Annotated in this window: 16 protein-coding genes; 13 read left to right on the forward strand and 3 right to left on the reverse strand. The window is 72.5% G+C overall.

Annotated elements, in window-relative coordinates:
- The first annotated feature begins 89 nt into the window (after positions 1–89).
- The 6 genes from OG514_RS17245 to OG514_RS17270 all read left to right on the forward strand — a co-directional run bounded on the left by OG514_RS17245 (position 90) and on the right by OG514_RS17270 (position 13,269).
- Entirely contained in the window at positions 90–1,796 is a 1,707-nt protein-coding gene (locus tag OG514_RS17245) for a glycerol-3-phosphate dehydrogenase/oxidase (RefSeq protein WP_266895561.1), read from the forward strand.
- Between the two features lie 190 nt (positions 1,797–1,986).
- Entirely contained in the window at positions 1,987–4,503 is a 2,517-nt protein-coding gene (locus OG514_RS17250) for a serine/threonine-protein kinase (protein ID WP_266895563.1), read from the forward strand.
- 159 nt (positions 4,504–4,662) lie between these two features.
- Complete coding sequence (locus OG514_RS17255) at positions 4,663–7,665, forward strand: protein kinase (protein WP_266895565.1); 3,003 nt, start codon at positions 4,663–4,665, stop codon at positions 7,663–7,665.
- A 136-nt stretch (positions 7,666–7,801) separates the two neighbouring features.
- Positions 7,802–9,589, forward strand: a complete 1,788-nt coding sequence (locus tag OG514_RS17260) for a serine/threonine-protein kinase (protein WP_266895567.1) — start codon at positions 7,802–7,804, stop codon at positions 9,587–9,589.
- 154 nt (positions 9,590–9,743) lie between these two features.
- The gene (locus OG514_RS17265) at positions 9,744–11,408 is read left to right on the forward strand and encodes a succinic semialdehyde dehydrogenase (RefSeq protein ID WP_266895569.1); all 1,665 of its coding nucleotides are present in this window, start codon (positions 9,744–9,746) and stop codon (positions 11,406–11,408) included.
- A 49-nt stretch (positions 11,409–11,457) separates the two neighbouring features.
- Entirely contained in the window at positions 11,458–13,269 is a 1,812-nt protein-coding gene (locus OG514_RS17270; RefSeq protein WP_266895571.1) for a GMC family oxidoreductase, read from the forward strand.
- A 688-nt stretch (positions 13,270–13,957) separates the two neighbouring features.
- On the opposite strand, the gene OG514_RS17275 is transcribed toward OG514_RS17270, so the two are convergent.
- Positions 13,958–14,251, reverse strand: coding sequence for a chorismate mutase (locus OG514_RS17275; RefSeq protein WP_266895573.1), 294 nt, complete (start codon positions 14,249–14,251; stop codon positions 13,958–13,960).
- 322 nt (positions 14,252–14,573) lie between these two features.
- Between OG514_RS17275 and guaA the strand changes: the two genes are divergently transcribed.
- From guaA to OG514_RS17295, 4 genes are all read left to right on the forward strand, one after another.
- The gene (gene guaA / locus OG514_RS17280; RefSeq protein ID WP_266895575.1) at positions 14,574–16,166 is read left to right on the forward strand and encodes a glutamine-hydrolyzing GMP synthase; all 1,593 of its coding nucleotides are present in this window, start codon (positions 14,574–14,576) and stop codon (positions 16,164–16,166) included.
- A 189-nt stretch (positions 16,167–16,355) separates the two neighbouring features.
- Positions 16,356–17,144 (forward strand): class II aldolase/adducin family protein, encoded by a 789-nt coding sequence (locus OG514_RS17285; protein ID WP_266895577.1) that lies wholly within the window; start codon positions 16,356–16,358, stop codon positions 17,142–17,144.
- Between the two features lie 177 nt (positions 17,145–17,321).
- Positions 17,322–18,554 (forward strand): hypothetical protein, encoded by a 1,233-nt coding sequence (locus tag OG514_RS17290; RefSeq protein WP_266895579.1) that lies wholly within the window; start codon positions 17,322–17,324, stop codon positions 18,552–18,554.
- 91 nt (positions 18,555–18,645) lie between these two features.
- Positions 18,646–19,191 (forward strand): DoxX family protein, encoded by a 546-nt coding sequence (locus OG514_RS17295; protein WP_266895581.1) that lies wholly within the window; start codon positions 18,646–18,648, stop codon positions 19,189–19,191.
- A 156-nt stretch (positions 19,192–19,347) separates the two neighbouring features.
- Here the strand turns inward: OG514_RS17295 and OG514_RS17305 are convergent, their stop codons facing one another.
- Positions 19,348–20,691 (reverse strand): PspC domain-containing protein, encoded by a 1,344-nt coding sequence (locus OG514_RS17305; protein WP_266895585.1) that lies wholly within the window; start codon positions 20,689–20,691, stop codon positions 19,348–19,350.
- A gap of 156 nt (positions 20,692–20,847) precedes the next feature.
- Between OG514_RS17305 and OG514_RS17310 the strand changes: the two genes are divergently transcribed.
- Together OG514_RS17310 and OG514_RS17315 are read left to right on the forward strand one after the other, a co-directional pair.
- Positions 20,848–22,116 carry an ATP-binding protein gene (locus OG514_RS17310; protein ID WP_266895587.1) on the forward strand — a complete coding sequence of 423 codons (1,269 nt, stop codon included), beginning with the start codon at positions 20,848–20,850 and terminating at the stop codon, positions 22,114–22,116.
- Positions 22,113–22,829, forward strand: a complete 717-nt coding sequence (locus OG514_RS17315; RefSeq protein ID WP_266895589.1) for a response regulator transcription factor — start codon at positions 22,113–22,115, stop codon at positions 22,827–22,829. Before OG514_RS17310 ends, OG514_RS17315 begins: the two co-directional genes overlap by 4 nt.
- Before the next feature lie 63 nt (positions 22,830–22,892).
- Here OG514_RS17315 and OG514_RS17320 read toward each other — a convergent pair whose 3' ends face one another.
- Entirely contained in the window at positions 22,893–24,020 is a 1,128-nt protein-coding gene (locus OG514_RS17320) for a C40 family peptidase (RefSeq protein WP_266895591.1), read from the reverse strand.
- A gap of 342 nt (positions 24,021–24,362) precedes the next feature.
- On the opposite strand from OG514_RS17320, the gene OG514_RS17325 reads away from it, so the two are divergent.
- A complete protein-coding gene (locus OG514_RS17325; RefSeq protein WP_266895593.1) occupies positions 24,363–24,716 on the forward strand; it encodes a hypothetical protein in 354 nt (117 codons plus the stop codon).
- Positions 24,717–24,731: the final 15 nt, after the last annotated feature.

Consider the following 24,731-nt stretch of genomic DNA (forward strand, 5'->3'; position numbering starts at 1 on the left):
AGTCGCCGGGGAGGGCCAGAATCGAGCTGTGAGCCGGACCGCATGGCCCGGTTCGCGTGCCGGAACGACGGGGGACGACGGGAGGCACCGTGAGGACAGCGACACTGGGACCCGCCGAGCGCGCCGAAGCGCTCGCGGCCATGGCCGAGCGCGAGCTGGACGTGCTGGTGGTCGGCGCCGGAGTGGTCGGCGCCGGGACGGCACTCGACGCCGTCACGAGAGGACTCTCCACCGGCATCGTAGAGGCCCGCGACTGGGCCTCCGGCACCTCCAGCCGGTCCAGCAAGCTCATCCACGGCGGCCTGCGCTACCTGGAGATGCTGGACTTCGCCCTGGTCCGCGAAGCCCTCAAGGAGCGCGGACTGCTCCTGGAGCGGCTCGCACCCCACCTGGTGAAGCCGGTCCCCTTCCTCTACCCGCTCCAGCACAAGGGGTGGGAGCGGTTCTACGCGGGCTCCGGCGTCGCGCTCTACGACGCGATGTCCTTCTCCTCGGGCCACGGCCGGGGCCTCCCCGTCCACCGGCACCTCTCCCGGCGGGGCGCCCTGCGGGTCGCCCCCTGCCTCAGGAAGGACGCCCTCGTCGGCGCCATGCAGTACTACGACGCCCAGATGGACGACGCCCGCTTCGTCACCACCCTCGTGCGCACCGCCGCCTCCTACGGCGCCCTGGCCGCGAGCCGGGCCCGCGTCATCGGCTTCCTGCGCGAGGGCGCGCGGGTCGTCGGCGCCCGCGTCCAGGACGTCGAGGCCGGCGCGGAGTACGTGATCCGGGCCAAGCAGATCGTCAACGCCACCGGGGTGTGGACCGACGACACCCAGGCCCTCATCGGCGAGCGCGGCCAGTTCCACGTCCGCGCCTCGAAGGGCATCCACCTCGTCGTCCCCAAGGACCGCATCCACTCCTCCACCGGGCTCATCCTGCGCACCGAGAAGTCGGTGCTCTTCGTGATCCCCTGGGGCCGGCACTGGATCGTCGGCACCACCGACACCGAATGGGACCTCGACAAGGCCCATCCCGCCGCGTCCAGCGCCGACATCGACTACCTCCTCGAGCATGTGAACACCGTGCTCGCCACCCCGCTCACCCGGGACGACGTCGAGGGCGTCTACGCGGGCCTGCGCCCCCTGCTCGCCGGCGAGTCGGAAGCCACGAGCAAGCTCTCGCGCGAACACATCGTCGCTCACCCGGTCCCCGGCCTGGTCGTGGTGGCCGGCGGCAAGTACACGACGTACCGGGTCATGGCCAAGGACGCCGTCGACGAGGCCGTGCACGCCCTCGACCAGCGGGTCGCCCCCTGCGTCACCGAAGACGTCCCGCTCCTCGGCGCCGAGGGCTACCGGGCCCTGTGGAACGCGCGGGCCAGAATCGCCGCGCGTACCGGCCTCCACGTCGTCCGGGTCGAGCATCTCCTCAACCGGTACGGCTCCCTGACGGAGCAGATCCTCGACCTCATCGCCGAGGACCCCACGCTCGCCCGGCCGCTCCCGGCGGCCGACGACTACCTGCGCGCCGAAATCGTCTACGCCGCCTCGCACGAGGGCGCCCGTCACCTCGACGACGTCCTCACCCGGCGGACCAGAATCTCCATCGAGACCTTCGACCGGGGCACCCTCAGCGCCCGCGAGTGCGCGGAGCTGATGGCGCCGGTCCTCGGCTGGGACGACCTCCAGATCGAGAAGGAGATCGAGCACTACGAGAAGCGGGTCGAGGCCGAGCGTGAGTCGCAGCGGCAGCCCGACGACCTGACGGCGGACGCCGCTCGACTCGGGGCTCCGGACATCGTGCCGATCTGACAGAACGACCGGGCCGCTTGCCACGGGTGGGAACCTGGGGGGTGTATGGGGGCGTCGTCATCCCGGAGTACGGACCCGGGGGCGCCACCCGTCCCGAGGTGAGGGACAATGGCCTCTCTTCCAGGGCGGGTTACCGCATCGCGCGGGAAGCGGCAGACGCGGCGAAGATCAGGGATCGCAGAGGGGACGCATGTCGGAGGCGGAGCAGTCGCGGGACACGGCGAAGGACCCCAGGCGGGACGCCGCCGCGGGGGCCGCGACCGACGGCGACCGAGGGGCGGTCCCGGCCGCGCGTGAGCCGGAGCGGGACGCGAAGGACGCGCAGGTCAAACAGGGTGCCGAGGGTGCCGGGGAACCGGCTGCCCCCGTGGCGCCCGCGGACCCGGTGGACGCGGCGGACGCGGGCGTTCGGGACGCGGGTGCCGAGGGCTCGGGCGCTCGGGACGCGGGTGGTCGAAGCGTGAAGGACGTTCAGGACGCCGAGGGCGTTCGGGACGTGAAGGACGTTCAGGACGCGCGGGGACCCGCGGGTGCCCGAGGCTCCGCCGACGTCCAGGACGCGAAGGTCCCGGCGAGCGCGCCGGCCGACGCGGCGGGATCCGGTGCGCGCGGTGGCGAGGACGTCTCCGCCGCCGGGCGGTTGCGCGGGACCGAGCCGTCCACCGGGCGGGCCGGGTTCGGCGCGGGCGACGGCGACGGCGAGAGCGACCGCCGGCCGGCGCCGGGCTCCACGCGCGGCGACCGGGCGCGCAAGGTTCCGGCCAACGAGGGTCGGCTGCTCGCCGGCCGCTACCGGCTCGGCGCGATCCTCGGCCGCGGCGGCATGGGCACCGTGTGGCGCGCGGTCGACGAGACCCTCGGCCGAACCGTCGCCGTCAAGGAACTCCGCTTCCCCACCAGCATCGACGACGACGAGAAGCGTCGCCTCATCACCCGGACGCTGCGCGAGGCGAAGGCCATCGCCCGGATCCGCAACAACGGCGCCGTGACCGTGTACGACGTCGTCGACGAGGACGACCGTCCGTGGATCGTCATGGAGCTCATCGAGGGCAAGTCCCTCGCGGACGCCGTCCGCGAGGACGGCACGCTCACGCCCCGGCGCGCCGCCGAGGTCGGCCTCGCCATCCTCGACGTGCTGCGTTCGGCGCACCGCGAGGGCATCCTGCACCGCGACGTGAAGCCGTCCAACGTGCTGATCGCCGACGACGGCCGGGTCGTCCTCACCGACTTCGGCATCGCCCAGGTGGAGGGCGACCCCTCGATCACCTCCACCGGCATGCTCGTCGGCGCCCCCTCGTACATCTCCCCGGAGCGCGCCCGCGGTCACAAGCCCGGCCCCGCCGCCGACATGTGGTCGCTCGGCGGCCTGATCTACGCGGCGGTCGAGGGCAGCCCGCCGTACGACAAGGGCTCCGCCATCGCCACCCTCACGGCGGTGATGACCGAGCCGGTCGACCCGCCGAAGAACGCGGGACCCGAGCTGGAGAAGGTCATCTACGGCCTCCTCGCCAAGGACCCGGCCCAGCGCCTCGACGACGCCCGCGCGCGCGTCCTGCTGCGGGCCGTGCTCGACGCGCCCGAGGCCGCACCCCGGATCTCGCCCGAGGTCACCAGGGTCGTACCGCTGCCGCCGCGCCCCGAGCAGGCACCGGTGGCCCCCGTGGCCGACCGGGCCAAGGCGCCCGACGCGTCCGCCGACCGGATGCGGGGTGCCCTGAAGTCCGTGCGCAACGCGGCGGCCTCCGTGAAGGCCGAGCCGAAGGCGTCGCAGACGCCCAACGCGAAGGCGGGGGCGGGCTCCGCGGTGCCGCAGGGCGGCGGCAGACCGGCTCCGGCCCGGGCGGCGCTGACCGACGTCGTCCCGCGTCGCACGTTGGTGATCATCGCCGCGGTCGCCGTCCTCGCCCTGCTCGGGACGATCCTCGCGGTCTCCCTCAGCGGTGGCGACGAGGGCAACCAGGGCAAGGGCAGCGGGGGCACCACCGCCTCGGCCGGCGCCTCGGCGGGCGGTGACGGCTCCGGCGATTCCAGCGGCTCCGGCGGCTCCGACGGCGGCAAGGGGCAGACGCCCGGCGGCCCCGGCCAGCAGGGCGGCGCACAGCCCGGCGACACCGGCTCCGACGGGTCGACGGGGGCCGACGGCACGACGGGCTCCACGGGCGGGACCGGCGGGTCGAACGGCAACGGCGACGGCAACGGCAACGGCGTCACGCCGTCCGGCAAGCCCGGCGGCGACGCGGGCAAGCAGCTGCCCGCGGGCTACACCCTCGTCACCAACGACCGCTTCCACTTCTCCATGGCAATGCCCTCCACCTTCAAGGTCCGGTCGATACCGGGCTACAGCGGTGGCGGGATATTCAGCGAGAGCGGCGGCTTCCCGCGCATCCAGGTCGACTTCAACGCCAGCCCGAAGGACGACGCGGCGGCCGCCTGGGAGCTGGGCAAGATCGGCGTGGCCGCCACCAGCAAGGGGTACAAGCACTTCGGCATCAGGACGGTCTCGTACAAGGGCTACCCGACCGTCGCCGACTGGGAGTTCGAGCGCGTCCAGCAGGGCATGCGCGTCCATGTGCTCAACCGCGGCTTCAAGGTGGACGCCAAGCACGGCTACTCCATCATGATCAGCTGCAAGGCGGACGAGTGGAACGGCGCGGAGTGCAAGACGCTGAGGGAGACAGCGTTCGCCACGTTCAGCCCCAAGGACTGACCGACGCCACGTATCGTGAAGGTTCGACGACCGTACACAGCCGAACAGAGCCGTTAACTGCACGGTGTCGGACCGGAATTGACGGACTCGCGTGATCCCGCCCGATTTCGGGGGATCCGCGGGTCCACGGGGGACAGCGTGCGCGCGTGGGGAGGCGTCGTGGACGACTACGCGGGAAGGGTGCTCGCGGACCGGTACCGCCTGCCGCTGCCGCCGGCTGACGCCGACGCGTACGCCCTGGCCGAGACGCGCGCCTTCGACACGTACAGCGGGCAGGAGGTCCTGGTCCGCCAGGTGCCGTTGCCGGAGTTCGTCGATGCCGAGGTGCTCGACGGCGAGGGCGGTCCCGGCGGTCCCTACGGCGCCGCGGGGCGGGCGACCCGCCGCCCGGCCGAGCCCGTCGTACGCCGGGCGATCGAGGCGGCCCAGGCCGCCGCGCAGATCCCCGACCATCCCCTGCTCGACCAGGTCTTCGACGTCTTCGCGGAGGCCGGTTCGCTCTGGATAGTGAGCGAACGCATCGCGGCCAGACCGCTGGCCGCGCTCCTCGCCGAGCGGCCGCTCAACCCGTACCGGGCGGCCGAGATCGGCGCCGACGTCCTCACCGCCCTGCGCGCTCTCCACGCCCACGGCTGGGTGCACCGGAACATCACCTCCCGGACCGTGCTCGTCTGCGACGACGGCCGGGTGGTCCTCACGGGCCTCGCGGTGGGCGCTGCGGAGGAGGCCCTCTGCGGGTACGCGCCGGTACCGGAGCCGGATCCGGACGCCACCGCGTGGCCGGCGCCGGTGGAGGAGTACGGGGGCGGGGAGTACGGCTCCGACGAGTACGGCTCCGACCTGTACGAGGCGGAGGTCGCGGAGGTCTACGAGGAGGGCGACGAGCAGGCCCCCTACGCGACGGACGCGTTCGAGGAATCCGCCGAGGAATCCACCGACGGACCGGTCGACGAACTGGTCTACGAGGCCGTCGAGGAGACGGCGGAGGAGACGGCCGAGGAGACGGGGTCGGAGTACGGCTACGGCTATGGCTACGGTCACGACGACGGCCATGGCCACGACGACGACGGGTACGGCAACGGCGGCGGAGACGAGCTGTACGCCGCCGAACCCGCCCCGGACGACACTGCCTCTCCCTACGGCCCCGACCCCTACGGCCGGTCTGTGCCCGCCTTGCCCGCCGCCGGGACGCAGCCCGCGCCCGTGCCGCCCACCGCCGATGTGCGGGCCGCACGTGCCGGGGCCATCGCCGCCTACCGGGCCGGTGCGCGCGCCGCCGCCAAGCTCGGCGAGAGCGGATCCCTCCCCGTGCAGCGCCCCGCGCCGACGGACCCGCCCGAGCCGCCCCCGCCGCCGACCGCGCAGGCGGCAGGCGCGCCCGAGCCGCAGTGGTGGGCGCGGGTGGCGGACGACGATGACGACGATGACGACGGTGACGGCGACGAGCCGTACGGTGCCGGTCCGCAGGCAGGCCCGCCGCCGCGCGTGATGCTGGCGGGCAACTGGAGCGACGGCCCGCACGCCTCGCGGGACGACTCCCGGCCGATCCCGGCCGGTGGCGGCGGTGCGGGTCCCGGCCGCGGCCCCGTGCTGCCCGGTTCGGGCCGCCCGGCGTTGCCCGCCGGGTACACGGCCGCGACCCCCGACCCCGCGCGCCTCCCGGTCCCCACCGGCGTCCGGGAGGAGGCCCTGGAACCGGTCAGGATTCCCGCCCAGGCGGCGGACCGCGGCCCCACCACCAGGCTCGCCGCCGAACGGGCCCGGCAGACCCGGATCGCGGTCGTCGGCGCCGTCACCGAGCGCTGGGCACCCGAACAGGCGGGCCCCGTCCACGAGAACTGGCGCCTCGCCCCGCCGATCGGCCCCGCCACCGATCTCTGGGCGCTCGGCGCGCTCCTCTACCGGGCCGTCCAGGGCCACGCTCCCTACCCCGAGGACAGTGCCGCCGAGCTCGTTCAGCTGGTCTGCGCCGAGCCGCCCGCCTTCGCCGAGGAGTGCGGGCCCCTGCGCCCGGTCGTGGAGTCCCTGCTGCGCCAGGACCCCACCGAGCGGCCCGACTTCGAGGAGCTGCGCGGCTGGCTGCGCTCCCTCGTGCGCTCGGCTCCTGAGCCGGAGGCCGGTGTCGGAGTCGTACCGCTGCCGTCCTTCGACGAGAAGCGGCTGCCGATCGTGCGCCGGCGCGGCGAGCTGGTGCGTCGTCGGCGCGGGGGAGCGGGCGCGGGCCGGCACCGCCACAAGCGAGGCAAGGACCCGCGCCCCGCGGCCCGGCACGAGCACGAGGACGTCCACACGCGCGAGCGTGAGCCCGCCCCCGTACAGGCCGATTTCCGAGAGGACTTCCGCGAGGAGTTCCACGACGAGATCCCGCAGCGCGCGACCCGGCCTCCGCGTGGCGGGCGTTCGTCGTCCTCCCGGACCCGAGGCTCCTCCGATTCCCCGAGCGCTCTCGGCCGCACCCTCCTGGTGCTCGTCTTCCTGCTGCTCGGCGGGGCCGTCGCGTACGCCGTCCTCTTCATGCCCGGAGAGGGGGAGACGCCCACCGCGCCGACCACTCCCGGCGCCGGTCAGTCCTCGCGTACGACCGCCTCCGCGAGCCCTCCGTCCGCGACGACGGCGCCGAGCACCGCACCGACGACCGCACCGACCACCGCCCCGCCCGGTACCCCGCGCACCAGCCCGCCCGCAGTGGACCCCTCGGCTCCGGTCCTCGCCGCCGGGTACGCGCTGCGCCAGGACCCCGAGGGGTTCCGGATCGGGGTGCCGAACGGCTGGCGGCGCAGCCCGATCAACGACGCCCAACAAGTGCGCTACACGAACGGCGACTTCACGATGATCGTCGTCCCCGGCCGGGACAGCGTCCGCGACAACGGCCCCGACCCGCTGGAGTACCAGAACTCCAAGGAACGCGAACTCGATCCGTGGCGGACGTCGAGCTGGGCGGACGTGGACGAGGTGCGCCGGGTCGACATCGGTACGACGGCGACGGCCACGGGCAGTTACTGGTGGCTGGACAGCACGGGCCGCCAGGTGTTCGTCCGCAACCTTGCCCTGATCGACGGCGGGAAGTACCACATCATCCAGGTCATCGGCCCGAATCGCGAGCGCGCCAAGGTCACCGAGATCTTCGACGAGGCCACGAAGGGCTTCCGTCCGGGGCGCTGAGCGGGACGGGGTACGGAGGGGGTGTCCGGAATGCCCACCGGCCCCCGGTCACAGTGCTGTTCCTATGACGGCCCCGAGGTTCCGCAGCCCGTGCCCCCCTCCGTAACCTGGCATCAGAAGGAACGGGCGGGGGCAAGTGGAACATTCTCAGAACACAGGGGCAGGGCTGTTGCTCGCCGGTCGCTACCGGCTGGGCGAGTCCATCGGGCGCGGCGGCATGGGCAAGGTCTGGCGCGCGCACGACGAGGTGCTGCACCGTGTGGTGGCGGTGAAGGAGTTGACGGCGGGCCGGTTCGTGGCGGAGGCCGACCGGCTCGTGCTGCACGCCCGTACGCAGAAGGAGGCGCGGGCCGCCGCGCGGATCACGCACCCGGGTGTGGTGACCGTCCACGACGTCCTGGAGCACGACGACCGGCCGTGGATCGTGATGCAGTACGTCGACGGTCCCTCGCTCGCCGACGCCGCCAAGGAGAAGGGCCCGATCGACCCTCACGAAGCGGCCAGGATCGGGCTGCACGTCCTCGGCGCGCTGCGCGCCGCGCACGCGGCCGGCGTGCTGCACCGGGACGTCAAGCCGGGCAACGTCCTCCTCGCACGTGACGGGCGCGTCCTGATCACCGACTTCGGGATCGCCGCGATCGAAGGAGACGCGACGATCACCCGGACCGGTGAACTCGTCGGCTCCATCGACTATCTGGCGCCCGAGCGGGTACGGGGCGGCGACCCCGGCCCGGCTTCCGACCTCTGGTCGCTCGGCGCCACCCTGTACACGGCGGTGGAAGGCACTTCGCCGTTCCGCCGCACCTCCCCGATCAGCACCATGCAGGCCGTGGTGGCCGAGGAGCCGCCGTACCCGGAGAAGGCCGGACCGCTGGCGCCCGTCATCGTGGCCCTGCTGCGAAAGGACCCGGAGCAGCGCCCACAGGCGGACGAGGCCGGGCGGATGCTGCTCGACGCGATGGAGGGGCGTACACCGGCCGCGGCGCAGGCGTACGTACCGACCCAGCGGGTGGCGAGGGAGGATCTGGACCCGGCGGGGGACGGGTCCGGCTCCGTGCTCGACATCGTGACCCTGGGCGACGAGCCGGACGGCACGGGTCCGACGGGCACCTCGCGCGCGTCCACCCCGGCCCCCACCGCCCAGTGGCCCCACCCGCCCCGGGGGTCCGAGGCCTCTCAGACGCCCCACCTGTCCCCGTCGGCTCAGAGAGAGCTCTCCGGGAGCCAGTCCTCCCGGAGCCGGTCCCCCCTTCCGCACGGCCCCGCCCCCTCGCAGCCCACCCTGGTGCCGCCTCCCGCGGCCTCCGGTCGTGGCCGCTGGCGTACCGCCGTCCTGGCCGCCCTGCTCGCCGGACTCGTCGCGGGCGGCGCCGTCTTCGCCGCCATGAACTACGCGGGCGGCGGAAAGGGCGGACGGCCCACGGCCACCGGATCCGCGCCCTCCAAAGCCACCCAGGGCACCGGGAACGACACCCCGGACGGCTGGCACCGCGTCGTCGACCCGAAGGGCTTCAGCCTCCTCGTACCGAAGGGCTGGAAGCGGCAGACGGAGGGCGACAACATCGACTACACCCCGGACAACGGCCGCCACCGCATCCGGATCAACATCGACGCCAGCCCCGACTTCGAGAACCCGTACATGCACGCGCTCGACCTGGAGCGCATCGTCGCGAAGCGGATGGAGTACACCCGGGTCAAGCTCGGCCAGACCACCTACCGCGACCAGGTCCGCTCCTCCCTGTGGGAGTTCACCTGGACGGAGAAGCGGGACTTCCCCGGGCCGCGGCACGCGATCGACCTCATGTACTACACCGACGACGGCACGGAGTACGCGATCTACATGTCCTCGCCGGAGTCGAGCTGGGAGACCACCCGCGAGCAGTTCGACATCGTCCTCCAGCACTGGCGGGCCCCGGGCGACTGAACCCTCCGGAAAATCTCCCAGGAGGACCTCGTCGCAGCCATAAGGCCCTGATCAGGCCTTATGTGCCAGTGATCGCTGGCGCGATGTGCATACCCGGTGAAAACGCGTTACCGACGGGTACCCAAAGGGCGGAACGGCGCCTACCCTCGGGCTCATGACGGACTCGCAGGCCCCCGCCGCCCCCTCGGTTCCCGACGCCCCCGCCGCGCAGGCCGGAGCCGCCGCGCCCGCCGCGGCGACCAATCCGGTCGCGCCCGCGCCCGCCGGCGTGCGCACCGCCGCCGACGTCGTGACGCCCGAGGTGGTCGCCCGGCTCACCCGGGGCGTCGTCGGCTCCGGCCGGACCGCCAACCACACCCCCTTCACCGGGGCGAAGCTGGCGGACCTGCCCGAGTCCACCCCCGAGGACGTCGCCGAGGCCTTCACGCGCGCGCGTGCCGCCCAGGCCGCCTGGGCCGCCACCCCGGTCAAGGCCCGCGCCGCCGTCCTCCTGCGCTTCCACGACCTCGTCCTGCAGCGCCAGTCCGAGGTCCTCGACCTCATCCAGCTGGAGACGGGCAAGGCGCGCCTGCACGCCCACGAGGAGGTGCAGGCGGTGGCCGTCGCCGCCCGCCACTATGGCCGCAAGGCCGCCTCCTACCTGCGCGCCAAGCGCCACACCGGCGTCGTGCCGACCCTCACCAAGGTCACCGAGCTGCGCCAGCCCCGCGGGGTCGTCGGCCAGATCGCGCCGTGGAACTACCCGCTCGAACTCTCCGTGGGCGACGCGCTCCCCGCCTTCGTCTCGGGCAACGCCGTCGTCATGAAGCCCGACACCGAGACCGCGCTCACCGCGCTGTGGGCCCGTGACCTGCTCGTCGAGGCCGGTCTTCCCGCCGAGGTCTTCCAGGTCGTCCTCGGCGACGGCCCGGTCGTCGGCCCCGAGGTCGTCAAGCACGCCGACTACGTCTCCTTCACCGGCTCCACCCGGACCGGCCGCGAGGTCGCCCAGGGCGCCGCCGCCCGGCTCGTCGGCGTCTCCCTCGAACTCGGCGGCAAGAACGCGATGCTCGTCCTGAAGGACGCCGACATCGAGAAGGCCGCCGCCGGAGCGGTCCGCGCCTGCTTCTCCTCCGCCGGCCAGCTCTGCATCTCCATCGAGCGCCTGTACGTGCACGAGTCGATCGCCGACGCCTTCCTCGACCGCTTCGCCGCCCGCACCAAGGCCATGCGGCTCGGCAGCTCCCTCGCGTACGGGGCGGACATGGGCTCGCTCGTCGGCGAGCGCCAGCTGGAGACCGTCACGAAGCACGTCGACGAGGCCGTCGCCAAGGGCGCCACGCTGGTCGCCGGCGGCGTCGCCCGCCCCGACATCGGCCCCCTCTTCTACGAGCCGACCATCCTCGACGGCGTCGAGGCCCCGATGGCGGTCTGCGGCGAGGAGACCTTCGGCCCGGTCGTCTCGATCTACCGCTTCCGCGACGAGGACGAGGTCGTCGACCTCGCCAACGCCACCCCGTACGGCCTGAACTCCTCCGTCTGGACGAAGGACTCGCGCCGCGGCCACGCCGTCGCCGCCCGCCTGCGCACCGGCACCGTCAACATCAACGAGGGGTACGCGCCCGCCTACGGCAGCGTGCAGTCCCCGATGGGCGGCATGAAGGACTCCGGTCTCGGCCGGCGCCACGGTTCCGAGGGCATCCTCAAGTACACCGAGGCCCAGACCGTCGCCCAGCAGCGGCTGATGCCGCTCGCGCCCTCCTTCGGGATGGACGACGAGAAGTACGCCGCGTTCATGAGCGTCTCCCTGAAGGCGATGAAGGCCCTGCGCCTGCGCTGACCCCGGACCCGCCCCGCCCCCTTTAGCCCTTTTCCGTACGAGGAGAGCCATGACCGCGGTACCCCCTACCCAAAATCAGGAGCAGGCGGACGACGACGCGTACGACTACGACGTCCTCGTCGTCGGTTCCGGCTTCGGCGGTTCGGTGACCGCCCTCCGGCTCACCGAGAAGGGCTACCGGGTCGGCGTCCTGGAGGCCGGGCGCCGTTTCACCCGCGCGACCCTGCCGAAGAACTCCTGGGACGTGAAGAACTTCCTGTGGGCCCCGACCCTCGGTCTCTACGGCATCCAGCGCATCCACCTGCTGGGCAACGTCATGGTGCTGGCCGGCGCGGGCGTCGGCGGCGGCTCGCTGAACTACGCCAACACCCTCTACGAGCCGCTCGCGCCGTTCTTCGACGACCCGCAGTGGAAGGACATCACGGACTGGCGCGAGGAGCTGAGCCCCTACTACGACCAGGCCAAGCGGATGCTCGGCGTCCGGATCAACCCGACCATGACCCCGTCGGACGTCCACCTCAAGGCGACCGCACAGAGCATGGGCATCGGCGACACCTTCCACATGGCGCCCGTCGGGGTGTTCTTCGGTGACGGGCAGGACGGCGACGGGACGGCGAAGACGAAGCCGGGCGGCGAGGTGCCCGACCCGTTCTTCGGCGGGGCCGGACCCGCCCGCAAGGCCTGTACCGAGTGCGGCGAGTGCATGACCGGCTGCCGGCACGGCGCCAAGAACACCCTCAACGAGAACTACCTCTACCTCGCCGAGAAGGCCGGCGCGGTCGTCCACCCCATGACCTCGGTCGTCGCGGTCACCGAGGACTCGCGGGGCGGCTACGCCGTCAAGACCCTCCCCTCCGACAACCGGAGGAAGGGCAAGGGCCGTACCTTCACGGCCCGCAAGGTCGTCATCGCCGCCGGCACGTACGGCACCCAGACCCTGCTGCACCGGATGAAGGACACCGGCCTGCTGCCCCGGATCTCGGTCCGGCTCGGCGAGCTGACCCGTACCAACTCCGAGGGCCTCGTCGGCTCGCAGACCACCGACCGGCGCTACCGGAAGAAGCACGGCAAGGAGAAGGCCGACTTCACCCGCGGCGTCGCCATCACCTCCTCGATCCACCCCGACGAGAACACCCACATCGAGCCCGTCCGGTACGGCAAGGGCTCCAACTCGATGGGTGCGCTGACGATCCTCCAGGTGCCGTACGGCGCGCACCGCGTCCGCAGGTGGCTGCTCGAAATCGTCAAGCACCCCGCGCTCGCGGCCCGCTCGCTGTCCAACCGGCGCTGGTCGGAGCGGACCATCATCGGCCTCGTCATGCAGTCCCTGGACAACTCCCTGACGACCTACCGCAAGCCCGGCGGCGTCGGCAAGGGCCTGCTCACCGCCCGCCAGGGCCACGGGGCCCCCAATCCGACGCAGATCGAGGCGGCGACCCAGGCCGCCACCCTCCTCGCCGAGGAGATCAACGGCTTCGCGGGCTCCAACGTCGGCGAGCTGATGGGCACCCCGCTGACCGCCCACTTCCTGGGCGGCTGCCCGATCGGCGCCGACGCCGACTCCGGCGTCATCGACCCGTACCACCGGCTCTTCGGCCACCCGGGGATCTCCGTCGTGGACGGGGCCGCCGTCTCCGCGAACCTCGGCGTGAACCCGTCCCTGACGATCACCGCGCAGGCGGAGCGGGCGATGTCCTTCTGGCCGAACAAGGGCGAGGAGGACGCGCGACCGCGGCAGGGCGAGTCGTACGTACGGCTCGCGGCGGTCGAGCCGAAGTCCCCCGCGGTCCCGGCCGAGGCCTTCGGCGCGCTGCGGCTGCCGTTCCTGGGGATGCCGGCGGTCCCGCCGAAGAAGAACTGACCCGCGGAAGGGGTCGTGAACCGACACAGGTAAGGGGCGCTGCACCCCCCTCCGAGTGCAGCGCCCCCACCAGCTTTGGTGTTGCTGCATAGATGACCCGCGACCGGCGGGGATGGTTGTAGCGGTTGCACGGGATCTTCGTGTGACGCGCGTCACGTCGGAGGCTGGTGCGGGGCGAGGTGCGCACAGGCAAGGGCCCCGTGCCGCGATTCCGGTCGCGGCACGGGGCCCTTGGGGGTCGGCACCGGTGTCAGGGCAGCGGCGGTGCCGAGCGGGGCGGCGCCGGGGGGTTGCGCCGCGTGGGGAGGGAAGCAGGAGGGGACGAGACGGTTTCGGGGGTTCGCACGGTGTGGGCGGTCGCGGGGGCCGCGACCGGGAGAGCCGGTTGCGGTCGGCCCCGAGCGTCCCCGGGGCCGACCGCTCCTTCTGGGTGACCGGGCTGCTGTCCCCTGCTGTCCGGTCACAAGCGCTGGTGCGAGGTCCCACGACGTACCTGAGGTACGCCACACGCCCCAGCGAAGCCACGCGTGGTTTCTTACGGGCCCGCCCCTGGCTGGCACGGACACCCGGACCAACGAAGCCGGGCCGGAGCCGGTCACGCGCCGTACGGGTGAGAGCGAGCCCGAACTCAGATCCGGGGACGCACCCGGATACGCGAGGGCACGCACCCGGATACGCGAGCGCACCCTCAGATGCGTCCCCGGCACAGCTCCAGCATCGTCATCGCGAGCGCCGTGCCCGGCTTGCCCAGCGCGTCCCTGTAGTGACCCAGGACCTCCATCTCGCGGTTCAGGTTCACCCGGCGGCCGCCGGAGGAGATCCGCGCCTCCTGGATGACGGCCGAGACGGCCATCCGTTCCTGGATGAGACCGATGATCCGGTCGTCGAGCGCGTCGATGCGCTCACGGGCGTCACCGATCAGCGTCGCCGCCTCGTCGGTGCGGGCGCCGGTCTTCTCGGGGGTGGCGGTGTTCGTCGTCATGGTGGGGCTCCTGGGGTGTCGGATGCCCTGGGGTGAACCGGCCCGGGAACGACAGAACGCCCCGGGCTGTCAGCCCGGGGCGCCTGGGAAGTCGCTTGTCAGTTGCTCAAGCAGCACGACCATGGCAGCCGGTGGGCCGGTTGCCATAGGTAAAGAGGAAGGTCGTGAGCTTGCGCATGGCACCAGTATGGACCCCGCCGCCGAACCGGAGCCAACCCGGGTTCGGATGGTGAGACGAAAAGCGCCACCGGCGCGCCGGTAGAATCGACAAATAGCACCCCCCTTCGGGGGACCCTCCTCCTACCGCCGGAAGGCCGCCGTAGTGTCATCAGCGACCCCCGCTGCCGCGCCCGACGTCACCAACCCGGACGTAGTCCTCGTTGTCGACTTCGGCGCCCAGTACGCCCAGCTCATCGCCCGCCGCGTCCGTGAGGCCCGGGTCTACAGCGAGATCGTCCCGTCCACCATGCCGGTGGCCGAGATGCTGGCCAAGAACCCGAAGGCGATCATCCTCTCCGGCGGACCGTCCTCCGTGTACGCCGAGCACGCCCCCCGTCTCGACCGCGAGATCTTCGAGGCGGGCGTCCCCGTCTTCGGTATGTGCTACGGCTTCCAGCTGATGGCGACGACCCTCGGTGGCACCGTCGACAACACCGGCGCCCGCGAGTACGGCCGGACCCCGCTGCACGTCTCCAAGGCCGGCTCCACCCTCTTCGAGGGCACCCCGGTCGAGCAGTCCGTGTGGATGTCGCACGGCGACGCCTGCTCCGCCGCCCCCGAGGGCTTCTCCGTCACCGCGTCCACGGACGTCGTGCCGGTCGCCGCCTTCGAGAACGACGAGAAGAAGCTGTACGGCGTCCAGTACCACCCCGAGGTGCTGCACTCCACGCACGGCCAGCAGATCCTGGAGCACTTCCTCTACCGCGGCGCCGGCATCGAGCCCAGCTGGACCACGGGCAACGTGATCGAGGAGCAGGTCGCGGCCATCCGCGCCCAGGTCGGCGACAAGCGCGCCGTCTGCGGTCTCTCCGGCGGCGTCGACTCCGCCGTGGCCGCCGCGCTCGTGCAGAAGGCCATCGGCTCGCAGCTCACCTGTGTGTACGTCGACCACGGCCTCATGCGCAAGGGCGAGACCGAGCAGGTGGAGAAGGACTTCGTGGCCGCCACCGGCGCCAACCTGAAGGTCGTCGACGCCCAGGAGCGCTTCCTCACCGCCCTCGCCGGCGTCTCCGACCCGGAGACCAAGCGGAAGATCATCGGCCGCGAGTTCATCCGCGTCTTCGAGCAGGCCCAGCTGGAGATCCTCCAGGAGGACGGCCCCGAGGTCGCCTTCCTCGTCCAGGGCACGCTGTACCCGGACATCGTCGAGTCCGGCGGCGGCACCGGCACCGCCAACATCAAGTCCCACCACAACGTGGGCGGCCTCCCCGACGACATCGAGTTCGAGCTCGTCGAGCCGCTGCGCCAGCTGTTCAAGGACGAGGTCCGGATGGTCGGCCAGGAGCTCGGCCTGCCGGAGGAGATCGTCCAGCGCCAGCCGTTCCCCGGCCCCGGCCTCGGCATCCGCATCGTCGGCGAGGTCACCAAGGAGCGCCTGGACCTGCTGCGCGAGGCCGACGCCATCGCCCGCGAGGAGCTCACCGCGGCCGGCCTCGACCGCGAGATCTGGCAGTGCCCGGTCGTCCTGCTCGCCGACGTCCGCTCCGTGGGCGTCCAGGGCGACGGCCGCACCTACGGTCACCCGATCGTGCTGCGTCCCGTCTCCTCCGAGGACGCCATGACGGCCGACTGGTCGCGACTGCCGTACGACGTGCTCGCCAAGATCTCGACCCGCATCACCAACGAGGTCGAGGACGTCAACCGCGTCGTCCTCGACGTCACCAGCAAGCCGCCGGGCACCATCGAGTGGGAGTAGTCGCTCCCGCTCGCTGAGCCCACCGAAGCCGTCGCCCCCGCGTCCGTCGCGCGGGGCGGCGGCTTCGTCGTGTCCGGCCCCTCTCGAACGCCCCTCTCGAACGCCCCTCTCGAAGGCGTCTTTCCACGGCGTCTTTCCATGGCGTCCGGACTCTGGTGACTTGACCGGACGGGCGTTACCTTCCGGCGCATGAGCGTGATACCCGACCCCGTTCCCGTCGACCGGCTCCACTTCGCCATGCCGCCCGTCCACGCGACGGCCGAGGAGGAACGCACCCACCGCAAACAACGGCTCGCCGGCGCGCTCCGGGTCTTCGGGCGGTTCGGTTACGAGGAGGGCGTCTCGGGTCACATCAGCGCCCGCGACCCCGAACTCCCCGACTGCTACTGGGTGAACCCCTTCGGGGCGCCGTTCGAGGAGATCTCGGCGAGCGACCTCATCCTGGTCAACGGCGACGGGCAGGTCGTCCGGGGCGGGCAGTACGTCAACCAGGCCGCGTTCACCGTCCACGCCCAGGTCCACCGGGCCCGGCCCGACGCCGTGGCCGTCGCCCACACCCACTCCCTCCACGGCCGGGCCCTCGCCGCGCTCGGTGAACTCCTCGACCCGATCACCCAGGAGGCCTGCGCCTTCTACCAGGACCACGCCCTCTACGACGCCTACACCGGCGTCACCGTGGACGCCGAGGAGGGCCGCCGGATCGCCGTCGCCCTCGGCGCGTTCAAAGCGATCGTGCTCCGCAACCACGGCCTGCTCACCGTCGGCACCTCCGTCGACGCGGCCGCCTGGTGGTTCATCGCCCTGGAGCGCTGTGCCCAGGTGCAGCTGGCCGCGCGGGCGGCCGGCAAACCGGTCCTGATCGACCACCGCGAGGCCGTCGCCACCCGTGAACAGCTCGGCAGCGACCTCGTCGCCTGGATCAACTACCAGCCCCTCTGGCGCAGGATCAGCCGAGCGGAGCCCGAACTCCTGTCGTAACACCATCGCTTCAGCGTTCTGTACGTCAATGAGATGGCGCGGCAATCACCCTCCGGCGGGGCGCACGCGGCAGGTGCGGGAGCCGCCGGTGCGACACAATTCCGGGGAAACAGCGGCTGGTTGACCCTTCGGGAGGCACCGGTACGTGTCGTGAAGTGAGCTCTGGAAGTGAGCACCGTGGCCGTTCAAGAGGCGAGACAGTACGGCGAGCACGCGACGGCCTGTACGGGCTGCGCCCACTGCGGGCAGGCCGGTCACCGTCGCGCCGTCGCCGCCTTCCTCGCACGGCGCGACGAACTCGCCGCCGGGCACGGCGTCCCCGCCGCCGTCGCCCACTCCCCGGTCGCGGCCCGCCAGTGGGTCTCCGACGAGCTCGCCCAGTCCGCCCGCGCGGTGGCCGTGCACGGCCGGGAGGCCGGGGTGGCCTGGTTCGACCGGGTACGGCGCGGGGGTCTCGCCGCGGTCTGGGGCGCCGCCCTAGCCCTCCTCCTCGGCCAGGCCCTCACCGCCGTCCACAGCGGCTGGACCGGCGCCCGTACGGCCGGGCTCTGCACCGCCCTGGTCCTCGCCGTCCTGCTCAGCGCCGCCGCCCACGCCCACCGCTCCCGCGGTGGTCTGCTCGCCCCGCTGATCGGCGAGGACAACCGGCTCTCCACCACCCGTGCCGCCGCCGCCGGCTGGCTCCTGTTCCTCGGCTACACCCTCCTCTTCCTGGCCTTCCTCGCGCCGGGCGCCCGCGCCTTCGGTCTGGCCCGGGGTGCCGGTCTGCTGACCGTCCTCGCCCTGGTGTCGGCCGTCACCGTGACCGCCCGTCTCGTCGTCGCGGTGGGCATCGTGTCCCGCCGCCTCCAGAAGGTGCGCGCGGACCGCCCGCGCGCCGCCGATCTGCTCTGCGACGACAGCGGCCGGGCCGCCCTCGCCGACGTCCAGTACCTCCTCGTCTCCGGTTCCGTCCTGGCCCTGGCGGCCGTCGGCCTCGCCCGCGACCCCGCCAGGCTCCCCGAGGTGCCCTGGTCCCTCGTGCTGCTCGTCGGCGTCTCGGCGGCCTGGCACCTCGCCGCGAAGTGCACCGAGGGCGTCCGCCCCACGATCCACTCGGTGGTCCGGTCTCGTGAGGCCGGCGACCTCGACGCCCCGATCCGCACGGGCGACGACATCGAGATCCGCGGCTGCGGCTTCGTCCCGCCCGGCGCCGGCGCCCCCGACCCCTTGACCCGTCTGGTCGTCCGCATCGGCCCGGTCCACGCCCACGTCCCGCTGGTCCCGGTCCCGGGCGGCTTCGCCAACCCCACCGACGCGGCCCTGACCGTCCCCCTCCCGGCGGACGTGGAACCGGGCCGGGTGGAGGTCTCGGTCGTCACGGCCGCGGGCGTCGAGACCAACCGGGTCACGATCGACGTCGTGGACTGATCGTCCGGCCCCCTTCCCGTATCCCTTCAGGGACTGAGCGAGGAGAATCGTCCCGCGAACAGTCGTACGGGGCGAGGAGAGGTGGCCGACGATGACGGGACACGCGGACCGGACGGACAGGACGGCCGACGGAACCGGTGGCGAAGGCAGCGCCGGTCGCTTCGGCGGTCTCGACCGGTGGAAGGCGCTCGGCTCCCGTTACGCCCTCCTTCCGCTGCGGCTCTTCCTCGGGATCACGTTCATCTACGCCGCGTTCGACAAGCTCACCGACTCCGCCTTCTTCGCCGACACCGGCACGGGCTCCATCGGCGAGATGATGACCGGCGTCCGCGACAGCTCGGCCATCCCCGCCCTGGTCGACCTCGCCCTCAAGAACCCCGCCGGATTCGGGTACGCCATCGCCTTCGGAGAGCTCGCCGTCGGCATCGGCACCCTGGTCGGTCTCTTCGGCCGGGTGGCGGCCCTCGGTGGGGCGCTGATCTCGCTGAGCCTCTGGCTGACCGTGAGCTGGCAGGTGAACCCGTACTACCTCGGCAACGACCTCGCCTATCTCATGGCCTGGCTGCCGCTGCTGCTGGCCGGGGCGTCGGTGCTGTCGCTGGACCGGCTTCTCGCCGAGCGGCGCCGCACGCGATAGACGACCCAGGTCACGAGCCCTGCCAGTCCCAGACCGCCGCAGAGCACCGGGATCACGGCGTACCACGGGGTCGTCCAGGCCCCGGCGGCGTCGCCCGCGTAGACCGCGGCGAGCGTGAGGGCGGTGAGGCCGACGATGAGCCTGCCGGGGCGGAACTCATGAAGCAGCACGGGTGACCTCCAGCTGTCCGATGCTGACCTCCAGAGTGAGGTCCAGGGTGCCTGCAGGGGTGGTCCCGGCCGGCGGGTTCAGCGTCCGGGTCGCGTCGCGGTCCGGAGAGATGTCGATGTCGTTCGGCGGCTCGCCCGGCAGCTGCAGATCGCCGAGCCCCACCTGGGCACTGAGCTTCACCACCGCGTCCTTGGGGACGATCACCTTGAGCTGTCCGGCGGCCACCTCCGCCGATGTCGACACGGTCGTGCCCGCCGGGACGGGCAGCGCCGACAGATCGAGCGTGCCGACCCCGGTGGCCAGCTCGTAGTGCGGCTGCACGGCGGTGACCGAGGCCGGTCTCCAGGTCTCGCGGATCCACTCCGTGGTGATCTGTTGGGGCACTGCCGTGGCCAGGGCCAGCAGGCCCGCCGTGACCACGGTGTGGAAGATCGTGCCGAACCCGGTCCTGCCGAGGAAGCTGCTGACGACCAGGCCGAGGCCGAACACCGCGAGGGCCCCGACCAGACCGGTCTGCAGGCTCGTGCTCAGCGGCTGGCTCTCCCAGGTCAGAGCGGTGCCGAGGACGGCCGCGGCCATCGCGAGCAGGAAGACGAGACCGGCGATGGAGAACGGACTCCGCCGGATCGAGGGCTTCGGACGCCCGGGGGCCTGGGGGCGGGCGCTCCACTGGCTGCCCGGCTTCGGGACTTCGCCGTCCACCCGGCCGTCGCTGTCCAGGATGCCGTGCGGCCCCCACAGGTAGCCGATGGCCAGCTTGCCCGTCGAGCCGTCCTTGACGATCGGGTCCTTCCACCAGGAAGGGGACTCGACGAGCGGCGGGGCCTTCGTCTCGGGCGGAGCGACGGCGACCGCGGCGGCGCCCGTCGTGTCCTCCCGGCCCTCCATCTCCGCGGCACCTGCCTGCCGGTGCCGCGACCAGAGCGCCGCCGACGACAGCGCGAACGCCACCAGGAGCGCGGATCCCATCATCGACCCGCTGTGCAGCATCGACAGGAAGATCCCGCAGCCCACCAGGGCCGTCAATATGGCGGCCAGGGTGGAGCCGGAGACGCGGCCGGTCAGCAGCCTGCGCCCCTCGTTCTCCTCCTCGCCCACGAGCGGGATCAGCAGCCAGGCGAAGCCGTAGACGATCAGTCCGAGGCCGCCCGGCAGCGCGAGCACACCGACCACCACCCGGAAGATCACCGGGTCCAGGTCGAAGTACCGGCCGAGGCCGCCGCAGACACCGCCCACGACCTTGCTGCTGCGCGAGCGCCGCAGGGGCAGGGCGGAGACGGCCTCCGCCGGCGGCGGGGCCTCGTGCTGCGAAGGCATCGAACTCGTCATGCGTCCATGGTGACCGCCCGTGACGCCGAGCGGCACCGGGGCCGACCCTGGCCCGACCCTGATATTCGGAGCCCCGTTCTCCCCGAGGCGGTACCAGGGACGATCTCAGGGCCGACCCTGATGTCCCGGGCGGGCCGAACGTGTGACGATCGGTGCATGTCCGCAGCCGCTCGTGTCACCGACACCGACGAACCGCCCGTGCGCAAGCTCTACCGGAGCGCCGACGGGCGATGGCTCGGCGGTGTCGCACGCGGCCTCGCCGGGCACCTCGGGCTGCCGGTCGTCTGGGTCCGGGTGGCCTTCCTGGTCATGTTCTTCCTGGACGGCCTCGGACTTCTGATCTACGCGGCCTTCTGGATCGTGGTGCCGCTCGGTGTCGGCGGACGGACCGCCCCGCGCTCCGTCTTCGAGACCACCCCCGACGGGCGCCGCAGACTGCGCAAGCCCGACCGGGGACAGCTCTTCGCCTTCATCGTGCTCGGGCTCGGCGCCGCGGCCCTCGTCGTGAAGATAAGCGCCGACAACCAGTCCGGACGCTACCTCTGGCCCCTGCTCCTCGTCTCCGGCGGTGTCGCCCTGGTCTGGCGCCAGGCGGACAACGCCCGGCGGGCCAGCTGGACCGACCCCGGGCGCCACACACGCGCCTTCCATCTCGTACGCGCCCTCGTCGGCGTCGCCCTGGTCGGCACCGGCCTCGCCGTCTTCCTGGTGGTCCGCGGCTCCGTCGCCCAGCTCGGCACGGCCCTCACCGCAGCGGTCGCGGTCCTCACCGGCATAGCCCTGCTCACCGGCCCCTGGCTGGTCCGGATGTCCCAGGACCTCACGGAGGAGCGGACCATGCGCATCCGCGCCCAGGAGCGTGCCGAGGTAGCGGCCCACGTCCATGACTCGGTGCTGCACACCCTCACCCTGATCCAGCGCAACGCCGAGGACGCCGGCGAGGTCCGCCGCCTCGCCCGCGCCCAGGAGCGGGAGCTGCGGAACTGGCTCTACAAGCCGGAGGGCACCGGCAAGGACAAGGACGAGGAGCCCGAGACCCTCGCGGAGGTGGTGAAGAAGTCCGCCGCCGAGGTCGAGGACAAGCACGGGGTCCCGATCGAGGTGGTCGTCGTCGGCGACTGCCCACTCGACGAGGGACTGGTCGCACAGATGCAGGCCGCGCGCGAGGCGATGGTCAACGCCGCGAAGTACGGTGGCGAGGGTGGGGCGGTTCAGGTGTACGCGGAGGTGGAGGGCCGCACGGTCTTCGTCTCGGTCCGGGACCGGGGACCGGGCTTCGACCTGGACGCGGTCCCCGAGGACCGGATGGGCGTACGAGAATCGATCATCGGCCGGATGCAGCGCAACGGCGGTACGGCCCGGCTTCGGTCCGTGCCGGGCGGGGGCACCGAAGTGGAGCTTGAGATGGAGAGGGCGGACGGATGAGCGACGAGACCGGGGCAGCGACCGGAACCGAGGCGGGGGCGGCGGGCCCGGAGCGCCGGGTGCGAGTGGTGCTCGTCGACGACCACCGGATGTTCCGTACGGGAGTGCAGGCCGAGATCGGCCGGACCGAGGTCACCGGCGTCGAGGTGGTCGGTGAGGCCGCCGACGTCGACCAGGCGGTCACCGTCATCACGGCGACCCGCCCCGAGGTCGTCCTCCTCGACGTGCACCTTCCGGGCGGCGGCGGGGTCGAGGTACTGCGCCGCTGCGCGAGCTTGATGAGCGCGGCGGAGGACTCGGTCCGCTTCCTCGCCCTGTCCGTCTCGGACGCGGCCGAGGACGTCATCGGGGTGATCCGGGGCGGTGCCCGGGGCTATGTCACCAAGACGATCACCGGTACCGACCTGGTCGACTCGATCTTCCGGGTCCAGGAGGGCGACGCCGTCTTCTCGCCCCGGCTCGCCGGATTCGTCCTGGACGCCTTCGCGTCGACGGACGCGCCGCCGGTGGACGAGGACATGGACCGGCTGACCCAGCGGGAGCGGGAGGTGCTGCGACTGATCGCCCGGGGGTACGCGTACAAGGAGATCGCCAAGCAGCTCTACATCTCGGTGAAGACGGTCGAGTCGCACGTCTCGGCGGTGCTGCGGAAGCTCCAGCTCTCCAACCGCCACGAGCTGACCCGCTGGGCCACGGCCCGCCGCCTGGTCTGAGCGGCCTGCGAGACGGCCCCGACCAGGCGGCCCGGCGACGGGGCTGGTCCGGGGCGGGCCCCGTCATCCCACCCGGGTCGCGCCCGCGAACGGCATCTCGTCGATGGGGGCTACCCGCACCGGGGCGCCGGGGCGGGGGGCGTGGATCATCTGGCCGCCGCCGATGTAGAGCCCGACGTGGCTGATGCCGGAGTAGAAGAAGATCAGGTCGCCGGGGGCGAGCTGGGACCGGGAGACGCGCCGGCCGGCGTTGATCTGGGTGTACGTGGTGCGCGGCAGGGAGACACCGGCCGCGCGCCAGGCGGCCTGGGTCAGGCCCGAGCAGTCGTACGCGGAGGGACCCGTCGCCCCCCACACGTACGGCTTGCCGAGCTGGGCGTGGGCGAAGGAGACGGCCTGGGCGGCCCGTGCGTTCGGGGCGGTGACCGGCCCGCGGTCGCCGCCCGAGGAGCGGTCGGCCCGCGTTGTGGCGGTGGCGGCGGTGGCCGTACCGCCGGTGCCGCTGGTCCCGGCCGTGGTGCCTGAGCCGTCACGGTCCGAGCCGTCGCGGCCCGCCTCGGCCGCTTCGTACCGGGCCCGTTCCTCCGCGGTGAGCCGGGCGAGCAGGGTCCGTGCCGCCTGGAGCTTGCCCAGCACGGCCGCCTTCTGTCGCCGCAGCTCCGTCTCGTGCCCGCGCAGCGCGTCCAGGCGTCCCGTCGACTCGGCGCGCAGCTGCCGGACCGCGGCGAGCTCGCGCCGTACCGCGCTGACGGCGGCCGCCTGCCGGTCCGCGGCCTTCTCGGCGAGCGCGGCCCGCTCCAGGTACCGGTCGGGGTCCGAGGTGAGGGCGAGCTGTACGGCGGGGTCGAGTCCGCCGGAGCGGTACTGGGCGGCGGCCATGGCCCCGAGCCCGTCCCTCGCGGTGTTGAGCCGCTGGGTCCTGCGGGCGGCCTCGTCGCGCAGCCGCTCGAACGCGGCGCGGGCCTCGTCCGCCTTCTCCTTCGCCCCGTTGTACCGCTCGGTCGCGACCTCGGCCTCCTCGTAGAGCCGGTCGACCTTCTCCTTGACCTGGGCGGTGGTGGGGCGGGGTTCCGCGTGCCCGGACCCCTCGAAAAGCGTCGCGGTCGCGGCGGAGGCGAGGGCGAGGGTGGCGGCGGTGCGGCCCGCCTGACCACCGAGGGGGGACTGCTTGGGTTTTCGGTGTGCTGCCACGAGGGCGGGTCACATCCTCTGTCCGAGGGGCGGGCCCGCCGGGCCGACGACGGGCCGTCACAGGGGAGACGGCCCGTCGCCGGATTTTCTCGGCGGGGGTGACCGACAACCGCCGGATCGCCGGCGGTGGTGGGGAGCCGGTCACCTGCTCCAGGACGCTAAACCTGGGGTCACCGCCGGGCGGTGGGATGACCGCTATTGGTGACAGTTGACGGTCGCCGACCGATGTCTTTCGCCCGGAGTGACGGGCCCGGGGGCTTTCCGGTGATCGTCCGACCGAAGTGACGGAGCGGGTGGACCCGGCCGGAGGGCGGTGCTAGGGCCCCGGTTAGGCTCCGGCCCATGGACGTACTCATCAATGTCTTCGTCGCCCTGCACATCATCGGTATCGCCTCCCTGCTGGGCGGATTCCTCACCCAGATGAAGGCGATGGGGGCCGGTACGGCCCGCTTCAGTCCCGCCATGCTGCACGGCGCGCTGACCATGCTGGTCACCGGCATCGCTCTGGTCGGCCTGAACCAGGCGGACGACCAGAGCGTCAACAACCTCAAGATCGGCATCAAGCTCGGGATCCTCGTCGTGATCCTCGGCCTGGTCTACGTGAAGCGCGACGAGGAGAAGGTCGACAAGGGTCTCTTCGCCGCCGTCGGTGGTCTGACCATGGCGAACATCTTCATCGCGACCCTCTGGACGTGACCCTCTGGAGCTGAC

It is taken from the genome of Streptomyces sp. NBC_00572, from assembly GCF_026341815.1.
GTDB lineage: Bacteria > Actinomycetota > Actinomycetes > Streptomycetales > Streptomycetaceae > Streptomyces.

Coding starts and splice junctions, on each gene's coding strand:
- OG514_RS17250 (WP_266895563.1), top strand. CDS start 1,987: ATGTCGGAGGCGGAGCAGTCGCGGGACACGGCGAAGGACCCCAGGCGG.
- OG514_RS17265 (WP_266895569.1), top strand. CDS start 9,744: ATGACGGACTCGCAGGCCCCCGCCGCCCCCTCGGTTCCCGACGCCCCC.
- OG514_RS17270 (WP_266895571.1), top strand. CDS start 11,458: ATGACCGCGGTACCCCCTACCCAAAATCAGGAGCAGGCGGACGACGAC.
- OG514_RS17275 (WP_266895573.1), bottom strand. CDS start 14,251: ATGACGACGAACACCGCCACCCCCGAGAAGACCGGCGCCCGCACCGAC.
- OG514_RS17285 (WP_266895577.1), top strand. CDS start 16,356: ATGAGCGTGATACCCGACCCCGTTCCCGTCGACCGGCTCCACTTCGCC.
- OG514_RS17295 (WP_266895581.1), top strand. CDS start 18,646: ATGACGGGACACGCGGACCGGACGGACAGGACGGCCGACGGAACCGGT.
- OG514_RS17305 (WP_266895585.1), bottom strand. CDS start 20,691: ATGACGAGTTCGATGCCTTCGCAGCACGAGGCCCCGCCGCCGGCGGAG.
- OG514_RS17310 (WP_266895587.1), top strand. CDS start 20,848: ATGTCCGCAGCCGCTCGTGTCACCGACACCGACGAACCGCCCGTGCGC.
- OG514_RS17315 (WP_266895589.1), top strand. CDS start 22,113: ATGAGCGACGAGACCGGGGCAGCGACCGGAACCGAGGCGGGGGCGGCG.
- OG514_RS17325 (WP_266895593.1), top strand. CDS start 24,363: ATGGACGTACTCATCAATGTCTTCGTCGCCCTGCACATCATCGGTATC.